Below are 22,859 nucleotides of genomic sequence, written 5' to 3'. Positions count from 1 at the left end.
GGCTGGAAGCTGGTAGCGTGCGCCGGCCAGGTTTCTAAGACTGCGATACTGATTCACTTGCATAGGAAGAAACCCCATCATGAAAATCAGCAACCGACTGATCATTACCCTGGCAATTGCCTTGATTGGCCTGCTGTTCGTCGGCGCCGAGGGCATCTGGCAACTGCGCGATGCCCAGCGCCGCATGGAGCTGGTGCAGACCCGCCTGATCCCCAGCGTTTCAGCCATCAATGCCGCCAAGGCGGCGGTGAGCGACAGCCGCCTGGCCGGCTACCGCCTGTCGGTGTTTTCCAACCTGCCCGACAAGGCCGCGTTGGACAAGGCCTACAACGACGCCCACGCCAACTTCGACAAGGTGCTGGCCGATTACGCGAAGAACAACGTCTTCGACGAGACCGACCGCAAGATGCTGGAGCAGGACAAGGCGGCAATGGAAACCTACCGCCAGGCGCTGGTGCCGTTTATCGCCGCCTCGCATGCCGGCGACATGGACGCCGTGCGCGCCACCCTGGTGGCTGGCTCGCCGCTGGCGCTGGGCGCGGCCGGCGTCAAGAAAAGCCTGGATGACCACGTCGCCTACAACCAGAAGCTGATTGAAAAGGTCAAGGCCGACAGCGATGCGGATTACTCGAAGGCGCTGACCATCCTGGTAGCGGTCACCGTGGCCGTGCTGCTGGTGGTGGCGTTCATGGGCTACAAGATGTACCTGGTGATTACCGGTGGCCTGGACAGGATGCAGGGCACGATGGAAAACGTCAGCTCCTCGCTGGACCTGACGCACCAGGTCGAGGTGGAGCGCATGGATGAAATCGGCCATGCCGGCGTGGCCTTCAACAAGCTGCTCGGTGAAATCGGCGGCGTGGTGGGCACGGCCCGGTCGGCGGCCGATGCGGTCAGCACCGCTTCGCGCCAGATCGCAGCCGGTACCGGCGACCTGAATAACCGTACTTCGGCGCAGGCCGCGGCACTGGAGGAAACCGCCTCCAGCATGGAGGAACTGACCTCCACCGTGAGCCAGAACTCGGACAATGCGCGCCAGGCCAACCAGTTGGCGCAGAACGCCTCGCAGATCGCGGTGCAGGGCGGCGAGGTGGTGAAGGAAGTGATCGACACCATGGCGTCCATCAATGCCTCCTCGCACAAGATCGTGGACATCATCAGCGTGATCGACGGCATCGCCTTCCAGACCAATATCCTGGCGCTGAACGCCGCGGTGGAAGCGGCCCGCGCCGGTGAACAAGGGCGCGGCTTCGCCGTGGTGGCAACCGAGGTGCGCAGCCTGGCGCAACGCTCGTCCGCGGCGGCCAAGGAAATCAAGGCGCTGATCGACGACAGCGTGGAGAAGGTCGATTCCGGCACCAGGCTGGTGGTGCGCGCCGGCGACACCATGAGCGACGTGGTGGCCAGCGTGAAGCAGGTATCCGACATCGTGGCCGAGATCAGCGCCGCCACCGCGGAACAGAACGCAGGCATCGCCCAGGTGCACCAGTCGATTACCTCGATGGACCAGGTCACGCAGCAAAATGCGGCGCTGGTGGAGGAAACCGCGGCGGCGTCGCAAGCCTTGCAGGACCAGGCGGAAGTCCTGGCCCGGGCGGTGAGCGCGTTCCGCATCGGCGCCGCCCACCTGAAGGCGGCGCCGGTGCTGCGCGCTGCCAGCAGCGCCCCCGTTTCCACCGCCGTTGCGGTGCGCCCGGCGCGGCAGCGCAAGGTTGCCAGCGCCACCGCCGGCGACGAGTGGGAGCAGTTCTGAGTTTGTTAATATTTTTAGAATACTTTTTCATCTGTCCGTCATAAATTGACGCTATCGTCTGGACTCTTTTCAACCAGGAGACACCAGATGAAACTGAGCACCATCGCTGCCAGCCTCGCGCTGGCAGCATCCGCAGTAAGCCTTCCGGCCCACGCATGGCAGCAGGAAACGCACCGTCGTATCGTGCTGGACGCAGTCAATTACATGAAGGCCAATCCTGGTACCACCAACTACAACAAGCTGCTCTCCGGCGTCACGCGCGCCGGTTACACGATGGACCAGTTCGCGGCAGCGCTGGGGCAGGGCGCGTACGACGTGGACGACTTTGCCGACACCTATATCTGCGGCGCCACCACCGGCAATTGCCAGCTGGCGCCGGTGTGGGGCGCCGGCGCGAGCATCGTCAAGTACACCACCTTCTGGCATTTCCAGAACCATACCTCCGGCCGCGATGTGCACGGCAATCCGTTCGGCGGCTACAACTACGCGAAGATGGCGGTGGCAGGCGACATCGACAACCTGGCGGCGAGCTGGCTGTATGGGGATTACCTGGACGACGGCGCCGGCGGCCTGAAAGGCTGGTTCGGCGACGGAAGCAAATACAACGCCTACGGCATCACCGAAGCCCACTACCGCTTGGGCGGCTATTCGACCGCGTCCATGTATGCCGACTTCGAAGCGGCGCCATTCCAGCCGATCGACAACCTGGGCCAGTACTGGTTCTCGCAATTCCTGGCGCAGCCGACCGCGCAGTCGCTCGGCTTCGTGCTGCATACCACCGACCTGCTGCAGCCGCACCACACCTGGACCACTTCCGCCCACGACCACTCGGGCTGGGAGCAATGGGTGTACGACTACTACGACAGCGAACGCCTGAACGACTCGGCGCTGGTGACTGCCGCCATGGCTGATTTCACGCCGGTGGCTGCAAGCGGCAGCGATATTCGTCCATTGCTGACCCAGGGCGGCACCTATTCGTACGCGAACGGCGGCATCGTGCTGTCTTCGACCGCGCATGGTGATCGCGTGGCGGTTGGCAAGAAGATGATCCCGCACTCGATCGCCATGGTGGTCCACGTGCTGAACCGCGCCGCCGAGCGCCTGGCCAACTGATGGCCGCCCGCCACTTCGTCGCCGCCGTCGCCGCAGTGCTCGCCGGAGCAAGCGCGGTGGCGGGCCCCACCGCGCCCGGCGCCGCCATCGCCGCCCGCATCGACGGCGAGCCGGTTTATGCCTTCACGCTGGACGCTCTTTGGCAACAGCGCCGCGCCGCCAAGCCCTCGCTGGAGCGGCGGGCGGTGCTGGATGACATCATCCAGGTTCGCCTGCTGGCGGCACGTGCCGGCAACGCAGCGCCAAAAGTGCAGCCCGGCGCCACGGTAGCCTTTGCCCCGGAAGTCATGGTGGAAGAACGCCTTGTCGCAACCCTGCGCGAAGTGTATGGAAAGGACATCGACACCGCCGTGAAGGCGCAGCCGGGCGCCACGCTGGAGAGCCTGGTGATTGCGCAGCCGCCGATGTCGCAGCCGCAGCTGGACGCCATTTTCGGCCGCCAGGGCCGCTTGAAGCTGGAGATCGCGCTGACCGCCGAACAGCAGTCCCTGGCCGGCAAGGCCGACGTCCTGCGCTACCGGCTTCCCGGCGGCGAACCAGCTAGCGTCACCCTTTACGACGTGTACCACCGCCAGAACGTCCAGGGGCGGCTGGCGCTGTCGCAGCAACCGGCCAGCGTCGCAGCACAGCAGGCACGCCGCATCGTCGCCAACGCATTCGTGCTGCACTGGGCCCGACAACGCTTCGGCGCCGAAGCCGTGGCGGACCTGCGCAAGGTCATCGAGGATGGCGACACGGTGGTGGCGCTGCAGAACCTGCACGGCGTCGGCCTCGATACCGACGCCGGAAGCCCGCTGCTGAATCGCCTGTCCGGCGAAGTCAGTGCGCAGGAGATTGAAGGCTTCTACCGCGAGCACAAGGACTTGTTCGCCCGCGTCGACAGGGTCCGCGCCCGCCACATCCGGGTAGCGGACGAAGCGCAGGCGCAGCGTGCGGTGAGGGCATTGCAGCAAGGCGCAGGCTTCGCCGCCACTGCACGCCGCATGTCGCGCGCCGGCGACGCAGCCAAAGGCGGCGACCTTGGCTGGATCAGCGCCGACGGCAGCAAGGACTGGCTGGCCAGCCTCGCCTTCAGCCAGCCGCCGGGCAAGCCATCCGCCCCGGTCCGGGCACCGGTCGGCCCGAACGAGAACGCCTACTGGGAAATCGTGCTCGTTGAAGAACAGGTCCATGGCGCCCACCCGCTGCAATCGGAAACAGTGCGCTACCAGGCCAGCCGCATGATCGCGCTGCAGAAAGCCAGGCAGCAGCTAAGCCAGATGATCGAACAGTCGCGCCGCACAGTGCGCATTGAAATCGCAGAGGCGCCATGAAACACTGGCAAGCCATCGCCGTCATCGCCGCTATTGTCGCCGCCGTCGTTGGCCAATGGTACTTCGCCAGCGTTCGCGAAACGACGCCCCCTCCCCAGGCGCCCGCCGTCACACCACCCAAGCCCGCACCGCCGGCCCCCATGCCCGCACCGGGGGCTGGCGAACGTCCGGCGATGGCTGATACGGGCGAAGGCGATGGACTGCGCCGCGTGCCGATCCCGCCGGTCGACGCGCGGGCGCCAGCCTGGCTCTCGCTGGCCCAGGCACGGGAATCCGGCGATGCCCGCACCCCGCCGATCCAGCACGACGCCCCGGCCGAGCACCCCGACGCCAGCGTAATGGCCGACCCGCAAGCCTACGCCGCTCATGAGCTGGCGCAGAAACAGCGCCTGGCCGCGGCCTACGCCCAAGCCGCAGTCCCCGAACTAGCCCGTCTGCATTCCGATCTCGAGCAAGGTCGCGAAGCCGGCGTGCCGCCTGAGGAGCTGGCCAAAGTCGCAGAAAAGATCCGCCGCATCGAACAGCAGCGCCAAGCCGCCGACAACATGCGTTCAAGATAAAAGTCGGGGTCAGGTCTGGCAATCCGCCATTCTTTTCGCAATGCGAAAAGAATGGCGGATTGCCAGACCTGACCCCGACTTTCAAACTAATAAGCTGGCCAAGGGCTTGATGATCTCGTCGTCGGTCCAGTAGGCGGTGTGGGAGAGCGGGTTCCAGCTCTTGGTCATGAAGTCGAGGATGCCCTGGCCGGCGTTGACGACGCGGTCTTCGACCAGGGTTTCGTAGCCGCCTTCCAGCGGCTGCAAGGGCCAGCCGAGTGCATCGTCGGGGTCGTACAGGTTGAGCCAGGTGAATGCTGGATTGGGCTTGATGATCGGCTTGACGTCCATGCGCTGGTGGGCGGAGACGAAGACCGGGATATTGCAACCGGTCGTCACGAAGGTGCGCACCGTGCCGCATTGCAGGAACTTGCGCTGCTCGGCAGTCAGGCTGTCGGCCATGCGGCCCGGCTTCCAGATGCCGGCGGCTACAGCACCGCCGCCGGCGCGCTTTTGCGCGTCGTAGATAAAGCTGGACATGACCTGGCAGCCCAGCGAATGCGCCAGCAGCACGATCGGCGTTTCCGGGCCGCGGTTGGCAAGAATCGCCAGCAGGGCGCGCGCAATCTCCATCTGCGCCTGCTCGTAGACCGAATTGTCGTATTCCTTGCGATTCTCCAGCCCTGCCGCATCGGCAAAGCCGAACAGGATGAATTTGCGCAGCTGTTCGTAGCGCACGGTGGAGCGCTCGCGCGTGCGGTTCCATACATCGAGCTCGTTGGGCTTGAGCAGGTGCTGGTAATACACGCTATGCACGTCGACGTCGGAGAAGGCCGCGCCCATGCGGTGCGACAGCGCGCGCCGCATGTCGTCGGCATAGTCGAGCGGTTGCTCGCCCATGCCGTGGATCGTCAGGAGTGCGACCTTGGGCATTACGCCGCCGCCTTTTCAGGCACGCCGCGCAGGCGGTAGCCGATGTACAGTGCCAGCAGCCAGACCGGGATCAGGTACACCGATATGCGCAGCCCTTCGCTCATGTACATGATCAGCAGGATGCCGGCCAGGAAGGCCAGGCACAGGTAGTTGGTCAGCGGGTAGCCCCAGCTCTTGAAGCCCGTCTCGTGCCCTTCGATCTTTTTCTGGGCGCGGAAGCGCAGGTGGATCCAGCTGATCATGCCCCAGTTGATTACCAGCGACGAAACCACGAGTCCCATCAGGAAGCCGAACACTTTGCCCGGCATGAAGTAGTTCAGCACCACGCAAATGCCGGTGGCGAGGGCCGATACGCCCAGCGCCGCCAAGGGCACACCGCGCTTGTTCACGCCCAGCAGGGCTTTCGGTGCATTGCCTTGCCTGGCCAGGCCGTACAGCATGCGGCTGTTGGAGTACACGCCGCTGTTATACACGGACAGTGCGGCGGTCAGCACCACCACGTTCAGGATGTTCGCAACCCAGTTGGAGTTCAGTGCGTGGAAGATCATCACGAACGGGCTGCCCCCGGTGACGACCTTCTGCCACGGGTACAGCGACAGCAGCACGCCCAATGCGCCGACATAGAAGATCAGGATACGGTAGATGGCTTGGTTGGTCGCCTTGGGAATGGTCTCGGAAGGGTTGCTGGCTTCGGCGGCGGTAATGCCCACCAGTTCCAGGCCGCCGTAGGAGAACATGATCACTGCCATCGCCATCACCAGCCCCGACACGCCGTTCGGGAAGAAGCCGCCGTGCTGCCAGAGGTTGGCCACGGTCGCTTCCGGCCCGGCGTTGCCGGACACCAGCAGGTAGCCGCCGTACACGATCATGCCGACCACCGCTACCACCTTGATGATGGCGAACCAGAATTCCATTTCGCCGTAAGCGCGCACATTGGCCAGGCTGATGGCGTTAATGATCAGGAAGAAGGCGAGGGCGCTGACCCAGGTGGGAATGCCCGGCCACCAGTATTGGACGTAGATGCCGACTGCCGTCAGCTCGGCCATGCTGACCAGCACGTACAGCACCCAGTAATTCCAGCCTGACATGAAGCCGGCCATGTGGCCGCAATATTTGTCGGCAAAATAGCTGAAGGAACCCGCGACCGGCTCGTCGACCACCATTTCGCCCAGCTGGCGCATGATGAGGAAGGCAATGAAGCCAGCCACCGCGTAGCCAAGCAGCACGGCAGGCCCGGCCAGCTTGATGGTGTCGGCGATGCCCATGAAAAGGCCCGTGCCAATGGCGCCGCCCAGCGCGATCAGCTGGATATGGCGGCTTTTCAGGCCCCGTTTCAGTTCTGTCATGTATGGCGTCCTGGTGTCGAAAAGATCAAAGGCCCTGATTCTACATCCTCGCAAGGCAACAATGTCATTTTCGCACTGCCGCATTTCGCAAGACTTCTCTTTGACCTGGATCAAATATTTTGTGCGTCGGCTTGGATATGCTGCAAACATGCTCACACTTAAATTCCTTGGTGCCACCGGCACCGTCACCGGCTCCAAATACCTGTTGCGCCATGGCGACGAACAGGTATTGGTCGATTGCGGCCTGTTCCAGGGCTATAAGCAGCTGCGCTTGCGCAACTGGGATGCTTTCCCGGTGCCGCCGGAGTCCATTGGCGCGGTGCTGCTGACCCATGCCCACCTCGATCACAGCGGCTTCCTTCCGGTGCTGGTCAGCGCCGGCTTCCGCGGCAAGGTGTATTGCACGGAGGCGACGCGCGATTTGTGCCGCATCCTGCTGCCCGACAGTGGCCGCTTGCTGGAGGAGGAAGCGCTGTATGCGAACCGCCACAACTTCTCCAAGCACAAGCCGGCCTTGCCCCTGTATTCCGAAGCCGATGCGCTGCGTGCGCTGGAGCACCTGGAGGCGGTGCCGGTCGGTCATGAGTTTTCGCCGGTGCCGGGCATGATGGCGCGCTTCCAGCTGGCCGGGCATATCCTCGGCGCCGCCTCGGTGTCGGTGCGATGCAATGGCCGGACCGTGATGTTTTCCGGCGACGTGGGGCGGCCCAACGATCCGATCATGCGGCCGCCGACCGTGCTGGGCAAATGCGACTACCTGGTGGTGGAATCGACTTACGGCGACCGCCGCCACGACGCGTCCAACCCCGGCGGCAAGCTGGCCGACGTGATCGGCAAGACGGCGGCGCGCGGCGGCGTAACCGTGATCCCTTCGTTTGCCGTTGGACGGGCGCAGGAACTGCTGTATGAAATCTGGCGGCTCAAGGAGGCCGGCGCCATCCCGCTCGCGCTCCCCGTTTACCTCAACAGCCCGATGGCGGTGGATGCCACGCGGCTTTATATCAAGCACCAGGGACAGCACCGGCTGGACGAACGCAGTTGCCACGCCCTGGGCCACGTGGCGCACATCGTCAACAGCGTGGAAGAGTCGATGGCCCTGAACCGGCGCCAGGCGCCGATGGTGATCATTGCCGCCAGCGGCATGGCTACCGGCGGCCGCGTGCTGCACCACCTGAAAGCCTTTGCCGGCGATTCGCGCAACACTATCCTGTTTGCCGGCTTCCAGGCGGCAGGGACGCGCGGGGCCCGCATGCTGGCCGGCGAAACCTCGGTCAAGATCCACGGCGAGTATTACTCGATCCGGGCCAAGGTCGAACTGATCGGCAACCTGTCGGCCCATGCCGACTCCGACGAAATCCTGGGCTGGCTCTCGCATTCTTCGGCCACGCCGCGCCAGGTGTTCGTCACCCATGGCGAACCGGCGGCGGCCGATGCCCTGCGGCTGCGCATTTCGGAACAGCTCCACTGGCCATGCCGGGTGCCGGACTACCTGGAAGAGGTGGTACTGGAGTAGGGGATGCCATGGCGGCCTTGCTGGAAATCTCGCTTGCCGCACTGTGCGGCGCCCTGCTGGCCGCGGCGCTGACGGCATGGCTGATGTTTCGCCATGTGACGAGCATTTCCCGGCTGCTGCGCCAGCGCATGCGCAGCGCCGCGGCGCGCGAGCACCTGGTGGCCAAGGTGTTCGATGCGACATCGGAAGGCATCCTGGTGGTCAACCGCGACATGCGCATCGTCGAGGCCAACCGCGCCTTCGCTGCCATGAGCGGTTACGCGCGCCACGAGCTGGTGGGCCAGCATCCGCGCATCATGCAGTCCGGCAGGCAGGACGCCGAGTTCTACAAGGCGATGTGGCAAGGCCTGCTGGGAACCGGCCAGTGGCAGGGCAAGGTATGGGACAAACGCTCCGACGGCACGCTGTTTGCCGCACACCTGACCCTGAGCGCGGTGCGCGATGAACACGGCAGGGTGCAGCACTATTTCGGCCTGTTTACCGACATTACCGATGAATGCGCCCGCCAGGAAGAGATCGAAAAGATGGCCTTCATGGACCCGCTTACGCGCCTGCCGAACCGGCGCCTGATGGAAGACCGCCTGCAGCAGGCGCTGGCCTTTGCGGCGCGTGCCGAAAAGCTGGTGGCCGTTTGCGTGATGGACCTGGATGGCTTCAAGCACGTCAACGATACGTTTGGCCACGAGGCTGGCGACGCGGTACTGGTGGAAGTGGCGGGACGTCTGCAGCAGGTGGTGCGGGCCAACGATACCGTGGCGCGCCTGGGCGGCGACGAATTCGTGCTGCTGCTCGCTGGCCTGAACGATGTGGGCGAGGCGGAGGAGATCCTGGATCGTGCGCTGGCGGCAGTGCGCGCACCGGTGCGGCTGGCGGGAGAACAGCCGGCCTTCGTATCGGCCAGCATCGGGCTGGCCGTGTTTCCGTATGATGCGCAACTGGCCGAAGAGCTGTTGCGGCGCAGCGATGCGGCCATGTATGCCGCCAAGCGGCAGGGACGCGACCGCTGCAAGCGGGCGCAGGCGCGCTGCTGAATCTACAGGCTTTCCTGGACGGTGCGGCCGTTCAGCGGCTGCACCGGGCGGGCGTTGTGCTTGTAGACCTGGGCGAAGCGCTTCAGCTGGGCGTCCGACATTTCAACCGGATTTTTCAGCACGAACCAGTTGACCTCTTCGCTGCAGGGCGGAGTGGTCAGCGACCCGGCGAAGTTGTAATAGCCTTGCGCGGCAGGCAGCAGCTTGCCGATATCGATGCTCGCGCCGGGCACTTCCTGTGCTTCGCCTTTTTCCTTCGGCAAGGCATCCCACAGGGTTTGCACCAGCGGGTTCTCGGCGCCTTTGCGGAACAGCACCGCTACCACGGCCAGCTTGCCTTCTTCATTCTTGTGCACCAGGTGCGCCACCATCGGGTAGCTGCGGCCATTGATCTTTTCTTCGCTTGGCTTGTGGAAGTGGAATTGCAGCAGGTCGTAGCGCTTGCCGTCGATGGTGACGCTGCTGCCTGCGGCGTAGTTCACCTGGATGGTGTGGCCGTTATCGAGGATCTTCAGCGGCGACGGGCTGTAGGCGAATTCCAGCGGCGGCAGCTTGGCCTTGCTGGTCTTGCGGATGTCGATCGGCGACTGGTTGTGACCCAGCTTGCAGGTGCTGAAGTCCTGTTCCAGCTTGCCCCAGTTCTGCGGGCCGGTGGCGCCGTCATAGCTCCAGTGTGCCGGCTTGTCTGCAGCGAAGGCCGCGGCAGGCAGCAGGGCGGCGCTGAGCAGGAGGGAGAGAGTGCGTTTCACTGAGTGGTCCTTTCAGGGTTGTTGGCCGCCAGTTCCAGGCGGCGCAGGAATTTTTCGGGTGGCTGGTAGCCGATGATGCGCGCTTGAGGAACTTCATTACCGCTAGCGTCGAACATGACGATGCCGGGCGGTCCAAAAAGGCTGAAGCGTTTCATCAGGGCGCGGTCTTCTTCGCTGTTGGCTGTGACATCGGCTTGCAGCAGGTGCATGTCCTGCATGGCCGCTTGCACGCGCGTGTCGGTGAAGGTGAGGCGTTCCATCTCCTTGCATGAGACGCACCAATCGGCGTAGAAGTCTAGCATGACAGGTTTCTTGGCACTGGCCAGGGCCTGGTCAAGGTCGGCTACCGTGCGCACGCGGGTAAAGCGGGTTTCGGCATCGTGTGGCTGGCCCGTGCCCGCGGCGGCCATGGTAGCACTGTTCCCGCCGCCGCGCAGGTGCGCCAGCGGCTGCAGCACGTCGCGTCCGGAACTGGCTGCGCCGACCAGCTCGAACAGTCCGCCCAGCAGCATCAGGACGCCGAGCGCTTTCGTTGCATAGGCGCCCGCGCCGGCGCCTTGCGGGACAGCTTCGCCGACGCGCAGGAAGGCGGCGCACAGGATGGCGAAGGCGCCCCACAGCGCCATGCTGGCGGTTACCGGCAGCACCGGATTGACCATCCAGATCGCCACTGCGATCAGCAGCAGGCCGAAAACCTTCTTCACGTGGTTCATCCAGGCGCCGGCGCGCGGCAGCAGGCTGCCGGCGGACAGGCCGGTCAGCAGCAGGGGCACGCTCATGCCGCATGCCATGGCGAACAGGGCGCCGGCGCCGATCAGGGCATTGCCGGTCTGGCTGATGTACAGCAGGGCGCCGGCCAGCGGGCCGGCCACGCAGGGACCGACGATCAGGGCCGACACGGCGCCCATCGTGAACACGGCGGCGAGGCGGCCGCCGGACAGGTTGCCGCTGGCGGAGCTGAGTCGGGTTTGCAGGGCGCTTGGCAGTTGCAGCTGGTAGACGTCGAACATCGACAGCGCCAGGGCAACCAGCAGGGCGCCGAAGGTCATCAGGACCCATGGCTTTTGCAGCGCGCCGGCCAGGCCTTCGCCTGCCAGGCCCGCCGCCACGCCCAGCGAGGTGTAGACCAGGGCCATGCCCAGGCTGTAGGCAGCGGCAAGCAGCAGGCCGCGCTTGCGCGTCACCTGCGCTTCGCCGACGATGATGGAGGACAGGATCGGCACCATCGGCAGCACGCATGGGGTGAACGACAGCAGCAGGCCGAACACCAGGAATGCCGCGCCGATGCGCCAGGCGCTGCCGCTTTGCAGGGTGCGCTGGGCGAGCGAGGTGTCATCTTCGGCCGCCACCGGGGCACTGGCCTGCGCCACGCCGGCATTCGCCGCCGGAGCGCTTGCGGCAGCGGTGCCCGCGGCCTGTCCGGGCGGCGCTTCCGGCAGCGCTTCCAGCACGCCCGGGCGCGCTGGATCGATGCGGTAGCGGCGTTCGGCCGGCGGGTAGCACAAGCCTGCGTCGGCGCAACCCTGGTAGGCGACCGTCAAGGTGGCGGTGGAGCGGCCCTGCCAGGGAAGCTGCAAGGCCAGTCCGCCCGCATAGGTTTCCATCTCCTTGCCGAAATTCTCGTCGAACTTGCGCTTCCCGGGCGGCAGCAGGACCGGCACTACGGCGCCGTCGCTGTGCAGGCTGATACGATCGCGATACAGGTGGTACTCGGGCGCGATCGTCCAGTGCAAGGCAAGCTGGCCGTCGGTGCGCAGTTCGGCGCGCAGGTCAAAGGCCTGCTCCGGCGCCAGGAAATCATCGGCCAGGGCAGGGTTGCCGAAAAGTGCAGCCAGCAGCAGCGCCGCCAGCCATTTAATGAGGAACTTCATTATTCATCTCCGAAAAATTCGGCCATCCTGGTCGATGGCCAGGTAGGACAAGCCTGACTGTTCAAGAAAGTCCAGCCCGTCCCGCTCCAGCAGCATGGCCGTGGTACTGCAGCTGCCGGCGGCGATGGCTATGGGCGACACCACGCTCACGGAGCGCCAGTACGACACCGGCATGCCGCTGTACGGATCAAGGATGTGGCAATAGCGCCGCCCATCCGCTTCGAAAAAACGCTCGTAATCGCCGCTGGTCGCCAGGGCGCCCCGGCTGAAAGGCACGCTGGCGATGGTGGCCCGGGCATCGCGCGGGTGCTGGATGCCGATGCTCCACTCGGCGCCATCCGGACGGGGGCCGAGAAAGCGCATGTCGCCGCCCAGGTTGACGTAGCCATGCTGCACACCTTGGGCGATCAGGATTTCCGCCGCGCGGTCCACGGCATACTCCTTGCCGAAGCCGCCGAAATCCAGCTCCATGCCAACGCGGGGCAGCAGGACGCTGCCGCCCTCGCGCCGCACCTGTTGCCAGCCGACCAGCGGCAACAAGCGCTCCAGCGTCCCCGCCGCAGGCACGGCACCGAGCCGGAAATCCCAGGCCTTGCGCAGCACGCCGGAGGTGATATCGAATCGGCCGCCGCTGCTGCGATGCACGGCATCGGCATACTCCAGCAAGGCCAGGGTCTCGTCATCGCAGTCGACCGGCGCCAGGCCGGCTGCCGCATTGATCCGGCTCACGATGCTGTCCGGGCGATAGCGCGAGTACTTGGCCTCGATCCGCCGTACTTCCTCCAGCGCCGGCTCGGCCAATGCCCGTGCCTCGGCGCCGTTGGCGGCGGCCAGCCGGATCTCGCAGCGGCTGGCCATGGCCTGGAAGTCGATCGTGTAGACCGGATTTACCACTGCCGTGTCACTCCGATTTGCAGGCTGACCGCGCGCATTGGCGCCAGGCCTGGACTGCCGCTGCCGAACACGCGCCAGGAACCGCGCTGCTCGTAGCGCTCGACCTTGAAGTCGAGCGCCCAGTCCCGGTTCAACTGCTTGGCGAGCTTGACGCCGAGCGTGACCGCCCCGAAGCCGGACAGGCGCTGGTCGGCGGAACTGGCCTGCCCGCTGCCGAACACGTAGCCGGGTGGGAAGGGCTCGCCGAGGGTGCGGTCATAGACCGGGTCGAAATAGAAGTCGGCTGCGCGCTGGGTGTACAGCCGTACGGCCGGCGTAACAGTCCAGCCATCGCTGAATCCCTGCACCCATTCGGCGCCCAGCGTGTGGGCGCTGATGCCGAAGCTGTCGCGGTAGAAGCGGTAACTGAGCCGGCTGGTCGCACCCAGCGCGACAAAGCGGTGGTTCCACTGCAGCAGGGCGGTATCCTGGCGCCGCTTGTCCGGCCGGTTGTCGGCCATCTTGTACGGGTCGGAATAGTAGCCATGCCCCTGGGTGTGGGTCAGGGTGAACTGGCCCACGTCGACCGGCGTCAGGACCTGCGTCACCCCTGCCAGCACGCTGACGGTCTGGCGCCCGGCGTCCTGCACGATATGGTTGACGGGGTTGATGCTGTCGTCCGAACCGCCCACGCCGAAATTCCAGGTCGTGTTCTTGTCCTCGCTGGAAAGCGACGCCTGCATCGACAGCGCGCGCGATACATAGTCATGCTCGGTCGAATACGCCGCCGACACGCCGACCGTGCCGTGCGGCAGGTAGCGCGTGACGGTCACGTCGCCGGCCTTGCGCAAGTCGTCCATGCGCGAGGCGCCGGAGACGGCTGTGTGGTAGCGCGGAGAAGCGCCCGACACGTCGTCCACCGTGGCGCTGGCGGCCACCGACCATTCGCCGGCGACCGGGGCCAGCACCGACACCGCCGGCGCATGCACGCGCACCCGGTCCAGCCCCGGCTGGTCTTCCTTGTAATACAGGTATTTGACGCCGATGCTGCCCCGTTCCGGCGGCGTTTCTGCATGCACGACGCCGATCCCCGGCAGCAGCATGGCCGCCGCCAGCAAGGCCTGGCCGACGGGCATGCCGTTCTGTGGTTTGTTTTCCATGGTCTTCCTTGTCAGTTGCAGCCGCATCCGCCGCCGCCCACGGCGCTGCCGCCGGATGCCGCTTCCTTGCTGGCGTAAATGTGTTCGTTGAAGCGCGTTTCCAGGCTGTCGCCCTGGAGCAGCATGTCGGTGCGCGCCAGTTCGCCTTTCTCCCAGGGCTGGACGGGTTTCACGGCGCAACCGGAAAGCCCGGCCAGCACGGCGCAGGCCGCAAGCAGGCGGGCGCTCATTGACGTACTCCCAGTGCGCTCTTGATGCGCGCTTCCAGCACGGTGCGGTCGGCGGGGCGGAAGCCGCTGTGTTCATACAGCACCTTGCCGTCCGGCCCAATCAGCACGCTGCTCGGCATGCCTTTGACGCCGTAGTTGCGCGGCGCGGTGCCGCTCGGGTCGAAGGCAATCACGAAACTGGCAGGCGTCGCGGTCAGGAAGTTGCGCGCGTCATCGGTCTTGGCGTCGACGTTGATGCCGACCACCTGCAAGCCCTGGCCGCCGTAGCGGGCCTGCATCTCGTTCATCCACGGGAAGGACTGGCGGCACGGCCCGCACCACGATGCCCAGAAATCGATGTACACCAGCTTGCCCTGGTATTGCTCCAGCTTCACGGTGCCTGCAGGGCCGCTCAGCGAAAAGGCCGGTGCCGCCTGGCCCGGTTCCAGCGCCATCGCCTGGCCGGCTACCGCCAGCGCGGCGGCGGCCGCCAGCATGCGCGCCTGGCGGCGGCGCCACAGCAGCACCGCGGCCGCCAGCACGGCCAGCACGGCCAGCATCGGATCGTTGCCGCCGCTGATCGAAGAGCATCCGCCGCCGCCGCGATTCTGAGTCGCGCCGGCCGCCGCCTCGCTCGAACCCTGTCCGGTCAGCGCGAGCTGCCAGCTTGCGCCTGTCGCCTGCAAGGTGGCGCCGCCGCTGGCGCTGCCCGCTGCGGTTGGCGTGAAGCGCACCGGCAGTTCGCAGGAGGCGCCGGCTTGCAGCGTCAACGGGAAGGCGCCGCAGGCATTGGCTTCGCCGGTTGCCACGGCGAATGGACCGCTGAAGCTAATGCCGCTCAATACGAGGGCAGCGGAGCCAGTGTTCGACAGGGTGAAGCGCTTGACGACGCCCGCGCTGCCGGCAGCGGTGCTGCCGTAGTCGAAGGCCTGCGGCGCAAGACCGAGCGATGGCGTGGGAGTGGGAACCGCGCTGGCGTTGCCGTTCAGTCGCACGGTGAACTGGGCGCCGCCATCGGTGACCAGCTGCATGTCTGCGCTGCGCGCGCCGGCCGCAGTCGGCTTGAAGCTTGCATCGATGGTGCAGTTTGCGCCAGGGCTCAGGGTGGCATCGGCGGCGCAGCTGCCGGCCAGCGCGAAGTCGCCGGGATTGCTGCCGCCCAGGACCAGCGAAGCAATTTTCATGGAACCCGTGCCGTTGTTTGCCAGGGTGACGCGCTGCGCGGCAGACTGCTGGCCCACCTGGGTATTGGCGAAGGCCAGCGGGCCGCTGTTGCTCAATTGCGGGCGGGCCACCGGGGATGTGGTGCCGGCGCCGGTGACGGCAACGGACAGGTCGGCTGCGTTGGAACGCACCAGCAAGGTGCCGGCGACATTGCCTGCGGCCGCCGGGGCGAAGGCCAGCGGCACGGTGCAGCTGGCGCCAACGGCCAGGCTGCTGCCGCAGTCGCCGCCGCTGCCGATGGTGATGCCGGGCGCGCCGCTGACGGCAATGCTGCTGAAGGCCAGGGCCACGTTGCCGCGGTTATTCAGCGTGACAGGCTGCACGATCGGGGCGGCGCCAATGGTCCACAGGCCGAAGGCAACGGCGCTCGGGCTGGCGTCGATGGCAGGAGCCGGTGCGGACGCGTTGCCGGACAGCGCGACCGCCACATTCGCATTGCTGGCGTTCGACGCCAGGTTCAGGCTGGCAGCGAAGGCGCCTGCCGTGGTGGGCAGTGCCTGCACCACCACGGTGCAATTGCCGCCAATGGCCAGCGGCGCCGTGGTCGCGCAAGTCCCGCCAAGCGTCATGAAGCCCGCCTGGGCGCCGCTCACGCCGATCGATGAAAAGCTCAGTGCCGCCTGGCCGCTATTGGCCAGGGTCAGGGTGCGCTGCGCCGGAGCATTGGTCAGCAGGGCGCCGAAATCAAGCGCCGTGGCCGACAGCGACAGCGTGGCCTGCGCCACGGCATTGCCGGTGCCGGACAGGGTGACGCTGCTGGAGCCGCCCGTGGCATTGTGGCTGATGGTCAGCGCGCCGCTGCGGGCGCCGGAAGCGGTCGGGCGGAACACCAACTGCACGCTGCAGCTGCTGCCTGCCGCCACGGCCTGGCCGGAAGCGCAAGTGCCGCCGGTGATGCGGAAGTCGCCGCCATTGCCGCCGCCCACCGCCAGGCCGCTGATGTTCAGCGCCGACGAGCCGGTATTGGAAAGCGTGGTGGACAGGGCGCCGCTGTCCTGGCCCACCGTCGCGCCGCCAAAGGACAGCGTGGACGGCGCCACCGAAGCCGCCGGCGCCGCCGTCACGTTGGGGTTGCCGATGAAGGCTGCCAGGTCGGCAACTTCCGCCGCCGTGAACTTGCCGTTGTACAGCGATCCCATGCCGCCCTTGTTGGCTGCGAAGGCAGAACTGATGACGGTGGGGTTGTTAGCGCCCGCCAGGACGTTATTGACGTTGGCGGCCGGGTTTGCGCCGTGACAGGCGGAGCAGGTGGTGCCGCCTGAAGTGGGGCCGTTCAGGTACAGGCTTTTGCCGTTCAGGGCATCGGCGGCCTGCGCGAAATGCGCGGCTTGCGCCAGGCCCAGTGCCAGCAAAGCCCAAAGTCGGTGATGTTTCATCGGAGCTCCCGTGGTTGGTAATTGGTTCATGCGCACATCGACAGGGCCCAGGCATTGCATGCGCTGTGCAGCAGGGCGCACAGCCGCCAGTCGCGCCAGCGCTGGTAGGCCAGGCCGAACATCACGCCCGGCCCGAACACCAGCGCTGCCGCCAGCGGGCCGGAGCTCAGGTGCAGCGCACTGAAGGCCGCCGCACTGGCCAGCACCGCGACTGCGCCGCGCGAGCGCGGCAACAGCCATGCATGCAATCCCGCGCGCACCACCCATTCCTCCAGCAGCGGCGCCAGCACCAGCAGGCGCAGCACGGCGGCCAGGTCAGGCGAGAGCAGGGCGGGGCCGCAGACGGCAGTTTGAGCGAACACAGGTACAGAACATTCTGTCAATGTTGTTACGGTCAATACCGGCGCACGCGAAAATGGTTCAAAATCAGGTGTGAAAATATTTTTGAAAATTCTTTGAACCTTTTTGCTCCGGCTGTGTATTCACAGGCGTAAAAAGGAGAAAAGTGCATGCGGCTTGGCAGGAGGGCGGGAGTGACAGGGGACGTGGACGACGGTGAGCTGGTACGGCTGGTAGGAGGCGGCGATCGCCTGGCTTTCCAGGCCCTGTATCGCGCCTACTTCCCGCGCCTGGCCCGTTTCCTCGACCGCATGACGCGCAATGTGCCGCTGCTGGAAGAAATCGTCAACGACACCATGCTGGTGGTGTGGCAGAAGGCTTCCAGCTATGACGGCAGCAGCAAGGTCTCCACCTGGATTTTCGGCATCGCCTATCGCCAGGCCCTGAAAGCCCTGCGCGGCCTGGACGAGCCGCTGGAGGACGCGCCGGATGCGGCAGGCGAAGAATGGCACGAGCCCGAGCATGCGCTGGCGGCCTTGCAGTTGCAGCGCGGCGTCGGCCGCGCGCTGGACGCCTTGCCGCTGGAGCAGCGCGCCGTGGTCTGCCTGACTTATTACCACGGCATGGCCTACCAGGAGATCGCCGAGACCATCGGCTGCCCGGTCAATACCGTGAAGACGCGCATGTTCCACGCCCGGCTGCGCTTGAAGGACATGTTGTCCGATCATTTGGAAGAGATACGATGAATACGCAAGACCCATCGAACGTTGCGGAGCACCAGGACATGCAGGCACTGCTGCCCTGGTATGCCGCCGGCTCGCTGGCCGACGGCGAGGCGGCACGCGTGCAGCAGCATTTGCGCGATTGCCCCGAATGCCGCGCCGAGCTGGCCTGGCAGCGCCGCCTGATCGAAACGGCAGCTCCGTTGCCGGCCGGCCTGGACCCCGAGCGCGCCCTGGCGCGCCTGATGCCGCGCCTGGACGAGGCGCCGTCCCCTTTGGCCCAGCCCGTCGCCAAGCCATCTCCCGCCGTGCCGGCGTCGTCCCGCTTCGCCAGTGCCTTGCTGGACTGGCTGCGCGGGCCCGGCGACTGGAAGGGCTGGGCCATCGCCGCCCAGGCAGCCGTGATTGTCGTGCTGGCAGCCAATATGCTGCCGTCCGGCGCGCCGCCTGCATACAAGGCGCTCGGCAGCGCACCGGCGGCCACGCCCGACGTGCTGGTGGTGTTCAAGCCGGATGCCAGCGTGCAGGACGTGCAGCGGCTGTTGAAAATCTCCGGCGCCCACCTGGTTGGCGGCCCGACCGCCAACGGCGCCTGGCTGCTCGATGTCGAACCGGCGCAGCGCGCGCCAGTGCTGGCAGCCCTGCGCGCCGATCCCGCCGTGGACCTGGCAGAAGCGCTGGCAGCGGAGGGCGGTCAGTGATGCGTTGGGCCGCCATGATTGTTTGGGCGCTGTGCGCACTGGCAGGTCCGCCCGGCGCGCAGGCAGCGGCGCAGGCCAGGCCGGACGCTGTCGCGGCGCCCGCGGCCAGGGCCAGCGAAATCCTCGTTATGCTGCACTTGCCGGCGCCGCATTTCCGGGCCGATGGCTATAGCGGCGCCAGTTACCGCGACGATGCGGGCCGCCTGGCGCGCCAGCGCATTGCCGCCGCCCTGGCGCGCGAGCACGGTTTGCAAATGATGGAAGACTGGCCGATGCCGGCCCTGAATGTCGATTGCTATCGCATGCGCCTTGCCGCCGGCCAGGACCCGTCGGCCGTGCTGGCAGCCCTGTCGCGCGACAGCCGTGTCGCCTGGGCGCAGGCGATCCAGGATTTCAGCGCGCAAGGCGGCTCCGGCGCCTCGGGCGACCCGCTGTACCGCGTGCAGCCCGCCGCCGCGCCCTGGCAACTGGAGCAGGTGCGCAAGTCGGCCACCGGCCGCAAGGTGCTGGTGGCCGTGATCGACAGCGGCGTCGAGGCCAACCACCCCGACCTGGCCGGCCAGGTGGCGGTGCAGGAGAACTTCGTCGACGGCCAGTCCTACGTCGCCGAGGAGCACGGTACGGCGGTGGCGGGCGTGATCGCCGCGCGCGCCGACAACGGCATCGGCATCGCCGGCGTGGCGCCGGAAGCCCGGCTGATGGCGCTGCGGGCCTGCTGGCAAGCCGACGGCGGCACGCGCTGCAACAGCTTCACGCTGGCCAAGGCTCTCAACTATGCCTTGCTGCACAATGCCCAAGTGATCAACCTGAGCCTGTCCGGGCCGCAGGACCGCCTGTTGCAGCAGCTGGTCGGCGTGGCGCAGGCGCGCGGCATCCGCGTGGTCGGCGCGATCGATCCGGCGCGTGGCGATGGCGGCTTTCCAGCCAACAGTCCCGGAGTGTTTGCCGTCGCTGCCGACGATGCGCCGCGCCATGGCGGCCAATGCCTGCTGGCGCCGGGACGCGACGTGCCGACCACCATGCCCGGCGCGCGCTGGGGCATGGTGTCCGGCTCCTCCTACGCGGCCGCGCATGTCAGCGGCATGCTCGCCCTGATCGGCGAACTCAAGCCGCAGCTAAGCGGCGAGCGCCTGCACGAGGGCATCGTGCGCAATAGCGGTCCCGCACCGTTGACGGGGATAGATCTTTGCGCCACCATCATGCGCATTACCGGTAAATGTTCCTGCGCATGCCCCAACCCTCCCTCCGACAACCTCGCACGTTCGCCCTGACCGGGCTGGCCTGCATCCTTGCAGCGAGTGCGCAGGCACAGGTGAGCGGCAGCGCCGGCATCGTATCGGACTATATGTACCGCGGCATCTCCTTAAGTTCCGGCAAGCCGGCGGCGCGGCTCTCGCTCGATGTCGATGGCGCCAATGGCTGGTTCGCCGGTGGCCAGGTGGTCAGCGGCCAACTGGCGCCGCAATCGCACCGCACAGCCCAGTGGCTGGGATATGGCGGCTATGCGCAGCGCCTGCCGTCCGGCCTGTCATGGGAAGCCGGCATGTCGGCCTACGCCTTCCACGGCGCGCCGGACTGGAATTTCCGCGAAGTGTTCGCCGGCCTGGCATTCGAAAACTACTCGGCGCGACTGCATTATTCGCCCGACTATCTCGGCTTCCGCGAGCGGACGGTATATGCTGAACTCAATGGCGGCGGCGCGCTGGGCTCCAGCTGGCGCTATTTCTGGCGCGGCGGCTACCTGTCGGCCCCGGGCAATGCAGCCAGCAACCGCGCGGAAGGACGCATGGGCGTCGGCACGTCAGTGGAGGGCTGGCAGATGCAGCTCTCGCTGGATGCGGCCCGCCTGCGCCGCCAGGGAACCGGCGCCGGCTACGGCAGCACCGCCAGCGCACCGTCCAGCAAGGTGCGCAGCAAAGTGGTGCTAGGCCTGGCGCGAGGCTTCTGAAATTTTGATCCAGGTCATTCCGTGCGCCGGTGCTATCGCATAGGCTGGGCGAAAGGAGTGACACATGGGATATGCATTGCGGGCCAGGCGGCTCGGCATCGACACTTACCAGCAGCCGGTAGCCTACATGCGGCGCGATTGCAAGGTCTGCCTGGCGGAAGGCTTTGAAGCGCAAGCGCGCATCGAGCTGCAATGCGGCACGCAGGTCGTCGCCGCCACGCTGAACGTGGTTGACGGCGGCTTGCTGGACGAGCAGGACATCGGCCTGTCCGAGGCGGCCTGGGAAGCGCTGGCTGCGGCGCCGGGTGCGCCGGTCAGCGTGCGCCACCCGGCGCCGCTGGCATCGTTCGCGGCGGTGCGCGGCAAGATCCACGGCCGGCCGCTGGACGACGCAGCGGCCCAGGCCATCATTGCCGATATCGCCGGCGGGCGCTATCCGGACATCCACCTCTCCAGCTTCATCACCGCCTGTTCCGGCAACCGCCTCGACCTGGCGGAAACCATCGCCCTGACGCGCGCCATGGCGGCGGCGGGCGAGCGCATGCACTGGCCGTCGCAAGTGGTGGTGGACAAGCATTGCGTCGGCGGCCTGCCGGGCAACCGCACCACGCTGCTGGTGGTGCCGATCGTCGCCGCTTGCGGCATGACCATGCCCAAGACTTCCTCGCGCGCCATCACTTCGCCAGCCGGCACGGCCGACACCATGGAAACCCTGGCGCCGGTGGCGATCGGCATCGACGCCATGCGCCGCGTGGTGCAGCAGGAAGGCGGCTGCATCGTCTGGGGCGGCAGCGTGACACTGAGCCCGGCCGACGATGTCCTGATCCGCGTCGAACGCCCGCTGGAACTCGATAGCGATGGCTTGCTGGTCGCCTCCGTGCTGTCGAAGAAGCTGGCGGCCGGCGCCAGCCATGTGCTGATCGACATCCCGGTCGGACGCACGGCCAAGGTGCGCTCCGGGCAGGCCGCGTGCCAGCTCGCCGAGCGCCTGGAGGGGGCGGGGCGGGCGCTGGGCCTGGCCGTGAAGTGCGTCATCAGCGACGGCAGCCAGCCGGTCGGCGTCGGCATCGGCCCGGCGCTGGAAGCGATGGACGTGCTGGCGGTGCTGCAAGGTGCGTCCGATGCGCCGCAGGACTTGCGCCAGCGCGCGCTGGCGCTGGCCGCAGGCGTGCTGGAACTGGGCGGCCGCGCCGCCCCCGGCGAAGGCATGACGCTGGCCGCGCAGACGCTCGATAGCGGCGCCGCCTGGGCCAAGTTCCAGGCCATCTGCGTGGCCCAGGGCGGCCTGCGCCAGCCGCCTGTCGCGGCCTGCACCCATGTGCTGGAAGCGCGCCATGCCGGCCGCGTGGTCGCCATCGACAACCGCAAGCTGGCCACCTTGGCCAAGCTGGCCGGCGCGCCGCGCGCCGCCGCTGCTGGCGTGCGATTCTTTTCGCCGTTGGGCGGCAGGCTCGAAGTAGGGCAGCCGATCCTGGCGATCCATGCCGACACGCCGGGCGAGCTGGCCTACGCGCTGGAATACGCCGAAGCGCAAAGCAACCTGGTCACCGTGGAGGATGCGTGAGCAAGATCCTCGTGATCCAGGGGCACCCCGATCCCGCAGGAGGGCACCTGTGCCACGCGCTGGCCGAAGCCTACGTCGATGGCGCGCGCACGGCCGGCCACGAGGTGCAGGTCGTTACGCCCGCAACGCTGGCGTTTCCCATGCTGGCCAACGCGCATGAATGGGAAGAAGGCGAGGTGCCGCCGGCCTTGGCGCCGATGCAGCGCGCCATCGAGGATGCGCTGCATATCGTCATCTTTTATCCGCTCTGGCTGGGCGACATGCCGGCCAGCCTGAAGGCATTCCTGGAGCAGGTGGCGCGGCCCGGCTTCGCGCTGGCGCGGGAAGCCAAGAATCCGCTGCAAGCGGGGCTGCTGGCCGGCCGCAGCGCACGCGTGGTGGTGACGATGGGCATGCCGGCCCTGTTCTATCGCTGGTACTTCGGCGCCCACAGCCTGAAATCGCTGGAACGCAATATCCTGAACTTCGTCGGTATCAAGCCGGTGCGCAAGACGCTGGTTGGCGGCGCCGGAAAGATGGATGCCGGGGCTGTGGCGGCATGGCGCCAGCGCATGCGGGTACTGGGCGCCAAGGGAATCTGAA

Annotated in this window: 21 protein-coding genes; 12 read left to right on the top strand and 9 right to left on the bottom strand. The window is 66.7% G+C overall.

From position 1 onward, the window contains the following. The first annotated feature begins 79 nt into the window (after positions 1-79). The 4 genes from ACN9M3_RS19815 (at position 80) to ACN9M3_RS19800 (ending at position 4,739) form a co-directional block, all read left to right on the top strand. On the top strand, positions 80-1,753 hold the full coding sequence (locus tag ACN9M3_RS19815; protein WP_426318398.1) for a methyl-accepting chemotaxis protein: 1,674 nt from the start codon (positions 80-82) through the stop codon (positions 1,751-1,753). Positions 1,754-1,840: 87 nt separating this feature from the next. After that, complete coding sequence (locus ACN9M3_RS19810) at positions 1,841-2,866, top strand: phospholipase (RefSeq protein WP_426318397.1); 1,026 nt, start codon at positions 1,841-1,843, stop codon at positions 2,864-2,866. Next, on the top strand, positions 2,866-4,179 hold the full coding sequence (locus tag ACN9M3_RS19805) for a peptidylprolyl isomerase (RefSeq protein ID WP_426318396.1): 1,314 nt from the start codon (positions 2,866-2,868) through the stop codon (positions 4,177-4,179). Before ACN9M3_RS19810 ends, ACN9M3_RS19805 begins: the two co-directional genes overlap by 1 nt. After that, positions 4,176-4,739, top strand: a complete 564-nt coding sequence (locus tag ACN9M3_RS19800) for a hypothetical protein (RefSeq protein WP_426162242.1) — start codon at positions 4,176-4,178, stop codon at positions 4,737-4,739. Before ACN9M3_RS19805 ends, ACN9M3_RS19800 begins: the two co-directional genes overlap by 4 nt. An 81-nt stretch (positions 4,740-4,820) precedes the next feature. On the opposite strand, the gene ACN9M3_RS19795 is transcribed toward ACN9M3_RS19800, so the two are convergent. After that, entirely contained in the window at positions 4,821-5,651 is an 831-nt protein-coding gene (locus tag ACN9M3_RS19795) for a hypothetical protein (protein ID WP_426162241.1), read from the bottom strand. Next, complete coding sequence (locus ACN9M3_RS19790; RefSeq protein WP_426318395.1) at positions 5,651-6,997, bottom strand: amino acid permease; 1,347 nt, start codon at positions 6,995-6,997, stop codon at positions 5,651-5,653. Before ACN9M3_RS19790 ends, ACN9M3_RS19795 begins: the two co-directional genes overlap by 1 nt. Before the next feature lie 148 nt (positions 6,998-7,145). On the opposite strand from ACN9M3_RS19790, the gene ACN9M3_RS19785 reads away from it, so the two are divergent. Together ACN9M3_RS19785 and ACN9M3_RS19780 are read left to right on the top strand one after the other, a co-directional pair. Next, positions 7,146-8,510 (top strand): MBL fold metallo-hydrolase RNA specificity domain-containing protein, encoded by a 1,365-nt coding sequence (locus ACN9M3_RS19785; RefSeq protein WP_426318394.1) that lies wholly within the window; start codon positions 7,146-7,148, stop codon positions 8,508-8,510. A gap of 8 nt (positions 8,511-8,518) precedes the next feature. Next, positions 8,519-9,541 (top strand): diguanylate cyclase domain-containing protein, encoded by a 1,023-nt coding sequence (locus ACN9M3_RS19780; protein WP_426162238.1) that lies wholly within the window; start codon positions 8,519-8,521, stop codon positions 9,539-9,541. Between the two features lie 2 nt (positions 9,542-9,543). Here the strand turns inward: ACN9M3_RS19780 and ACN9M3_RS19775 are convergent, their stop codons facing one another. Genes ACN9M3_RS19775 through mrtJ form a run of 7 tightly spaced genes read right to left on the bottom strand, consistent with a single transcriptional unit; the run spans position 9,544 to position 17,365 of the window. Next, on the bottom strand, positions 9,544-10,290 hold the full coding sequence (locus tag ACN9M3_RS19775; RefSeq protein WP_426162236.1) for a carbonic anhydrase: 747 nt from the start codon (positions 10,288-10,290) through the stop codon (positions 9,544-9,546). Further along, a complete protein-coding gene (gene dsbD, locus ACN9M3_RS19770; RefSeq protein ID WP_426162235.1) occupies positions 10,287-12,161 on the bottom strand; it encodes a protein-disulfide reductase DsbD in 1,875 nt (624 codons plus the stop codon). The genes ACN9M3_RS19775 and dsbD overlap by 4 nt, the downstream gene beginning before the upstream one ends. Positions 12,162-12,164: 3 nt before the next feature. Next, positions 12,165-13,055 (bottom strand): FAD:protein FMN transferase, encoded by an 891-nt coding sequence (locus ACN9M3_RS19765; protein WP_426318393.1) that lies wholly within the window; start codon positions 13,053-13,055, stop codon positions 12,165-12,167. Then, positions 13,049-14,194: a DUF3570 domain-containing protein gene (locus tag ACN9M3_RS19760; protein ID WP_426162232.1), complete on the bottom strand. Its 1,146-nt coding sequence runs from the start codon at positions 14,192-14,194 to the stop codon at positions 13,049-13,051. Before ACN9M3_RS19760 ends, ACN9M3_RS19765 begins: the two co-directional genes overlap by 7 nt. Before the next feature lie 11 nt (positions 14,195-14,205). Next, positions 14,206-14,424 (bottom strand): DUF4266 domain-containing protein, encoded by a 219-nt coding sequence (locus ACN9M3_RS19755; RefSeq protein ID WP_426162230.1) that lies wholly within the window; start codon positions 14,422-14,424, stop codon positions 14,206-14,208. Beyond that, positions 14,421-17,003, bottom strand: a complete 2,583-nt coding sequence (locus ACN9M3_RS19750; RefSeq protein WP_426318392.1) for a choice-of-anchor D domain-containing protein — start codon at positions 17,001-17,003, stop codon at positions 14,421-14,423. The genes ACN9M3_RS19755 and ACN9M3_RS19750 overlap by 4 nt, the downstream gene beginning before the upstream one ends. A 26-nt stretch (positions 17,004-17,029) precedes the next feature. After that, on the bottom strand, positions 17,030-17,365 hold the full coding sequence (gene mrtJ / locus ACN9M3_RS19745) for a JDVT-CTERM system glutamic-type intramembrane protease MrtJ (RefSeq protein WP_426318391.1): 336 nt from the start codon (positions 17,363-17,365) through the stop codon (positions 17,030-17,032). A 171-nt stretch (positions 17,366-17,536) separates the two neighbouring features. Between mrtJ and ACN9M3_RS19740 the strand changes: the two genes are divergently transcribed. The 6 genes from ACN9M3_RS19740 to ACN9M3_RS19715 all read left to right on the top strand — a co-directional run bounded on the left by ACN9M3_RS19740 (position 17,537) and on the right by ACN9M3_RS19715 (position 22,858). After that, positions 17,537-18,088 carry an RNA polymerase sigma factor gene (locus tag ACN9M3_RS19740; protein WP_426162226.1) on the top strand — a complete coding sequence of 184 codons (552 nt, stop codon included), beginning with the start codon at positions 17,537-17,539 and terminating at the stop codon, positions 18,086-18,088. Further along, positions 18,085-18,765 carry a zf-HC2 domain-containing protein gene (locus tag ACN9M3_RS19735; protein WP_426318390.1) on the top strand — a complete coding sequence of 227 codons (681 nt, stop codon included), beginning with the start codon at positions 18,085-18,087 and terminating at the stop codon, positions 18,763-18,765. Before ACN9M3_RS19740 ends, ACN9M3_RS19735 begins: the two co-directional genes overlap by 4 nt. Then, a complete protein-coding gene (locus ACN9M3_RS19730; protein ID WP_426323803.1) occupies positions 18,765-20,036 on the top strand; it encodes a S8 family peptidase in 1,272 nt (423 codons plus the stop codon). Before ACN9M3_RS19735 ends, ACN9M3_RS19730 begins: the two co-directional genes overlap by 1 nt. Next, on the top strand, positions 19,994-20,713 hold the full coding sequence (locus tag ACN9M3_RS19725; RefSeq protein WP_426318389.1) for a TorF family putative porin: 720 nt from the start codon (positions 19,994-19,996) through the stop codon (positions 20,711-20,713). The genes ACN9M3_RS19730 and ACN9M3_RS19725 overlap by 43 nt, the downstream gene beginning before the upstream one ends. Before the next feature lie 64 nt (positions 20,714-20,777). Further along, positions 20,778-22,277: a thymidine phosphorylase family protein gene (locus ACN9M3_RS19720; protein WP_426318388.1), complete on the top strand. Its 1,500-nt coding sequence runs from the start codon at positions 20,778-20,780 to the stop codon at positions 22,275-22,277. Then, positions 22,274-22,858, top strand: coding sequence for an NAD(P)H-dependent oxidoreductase (locus ACN9M3_RS19715; RefSeq protein ID WP_426318387.1), 585 nt, complete (start codon positions 22,274-22,276; stop codon positions 22,856-22,858). The genes ACN9M3_RS19720 and ACN9M3_RS19715 overlap by 4 nt, the downstream gene beginning before the upstream one ends. The last annotated feature ends 1 nt before the right edge of the window (position 22,859 follow it).

It is taken from the genome of Pseudoduganella sp. R-43 (assembly GCF_049913255.1).
Taxonomy (GTDB): Bacteria; Pseudomonadota; Gammaproteobacteria; order Burkholderiales; family Burkholderiaceae_D; genus Rugamonas.
Note: the sequence above shows the minus strand (reverse complement) of the source record. Positions and strands in the feature narration are given on the sequence as shown.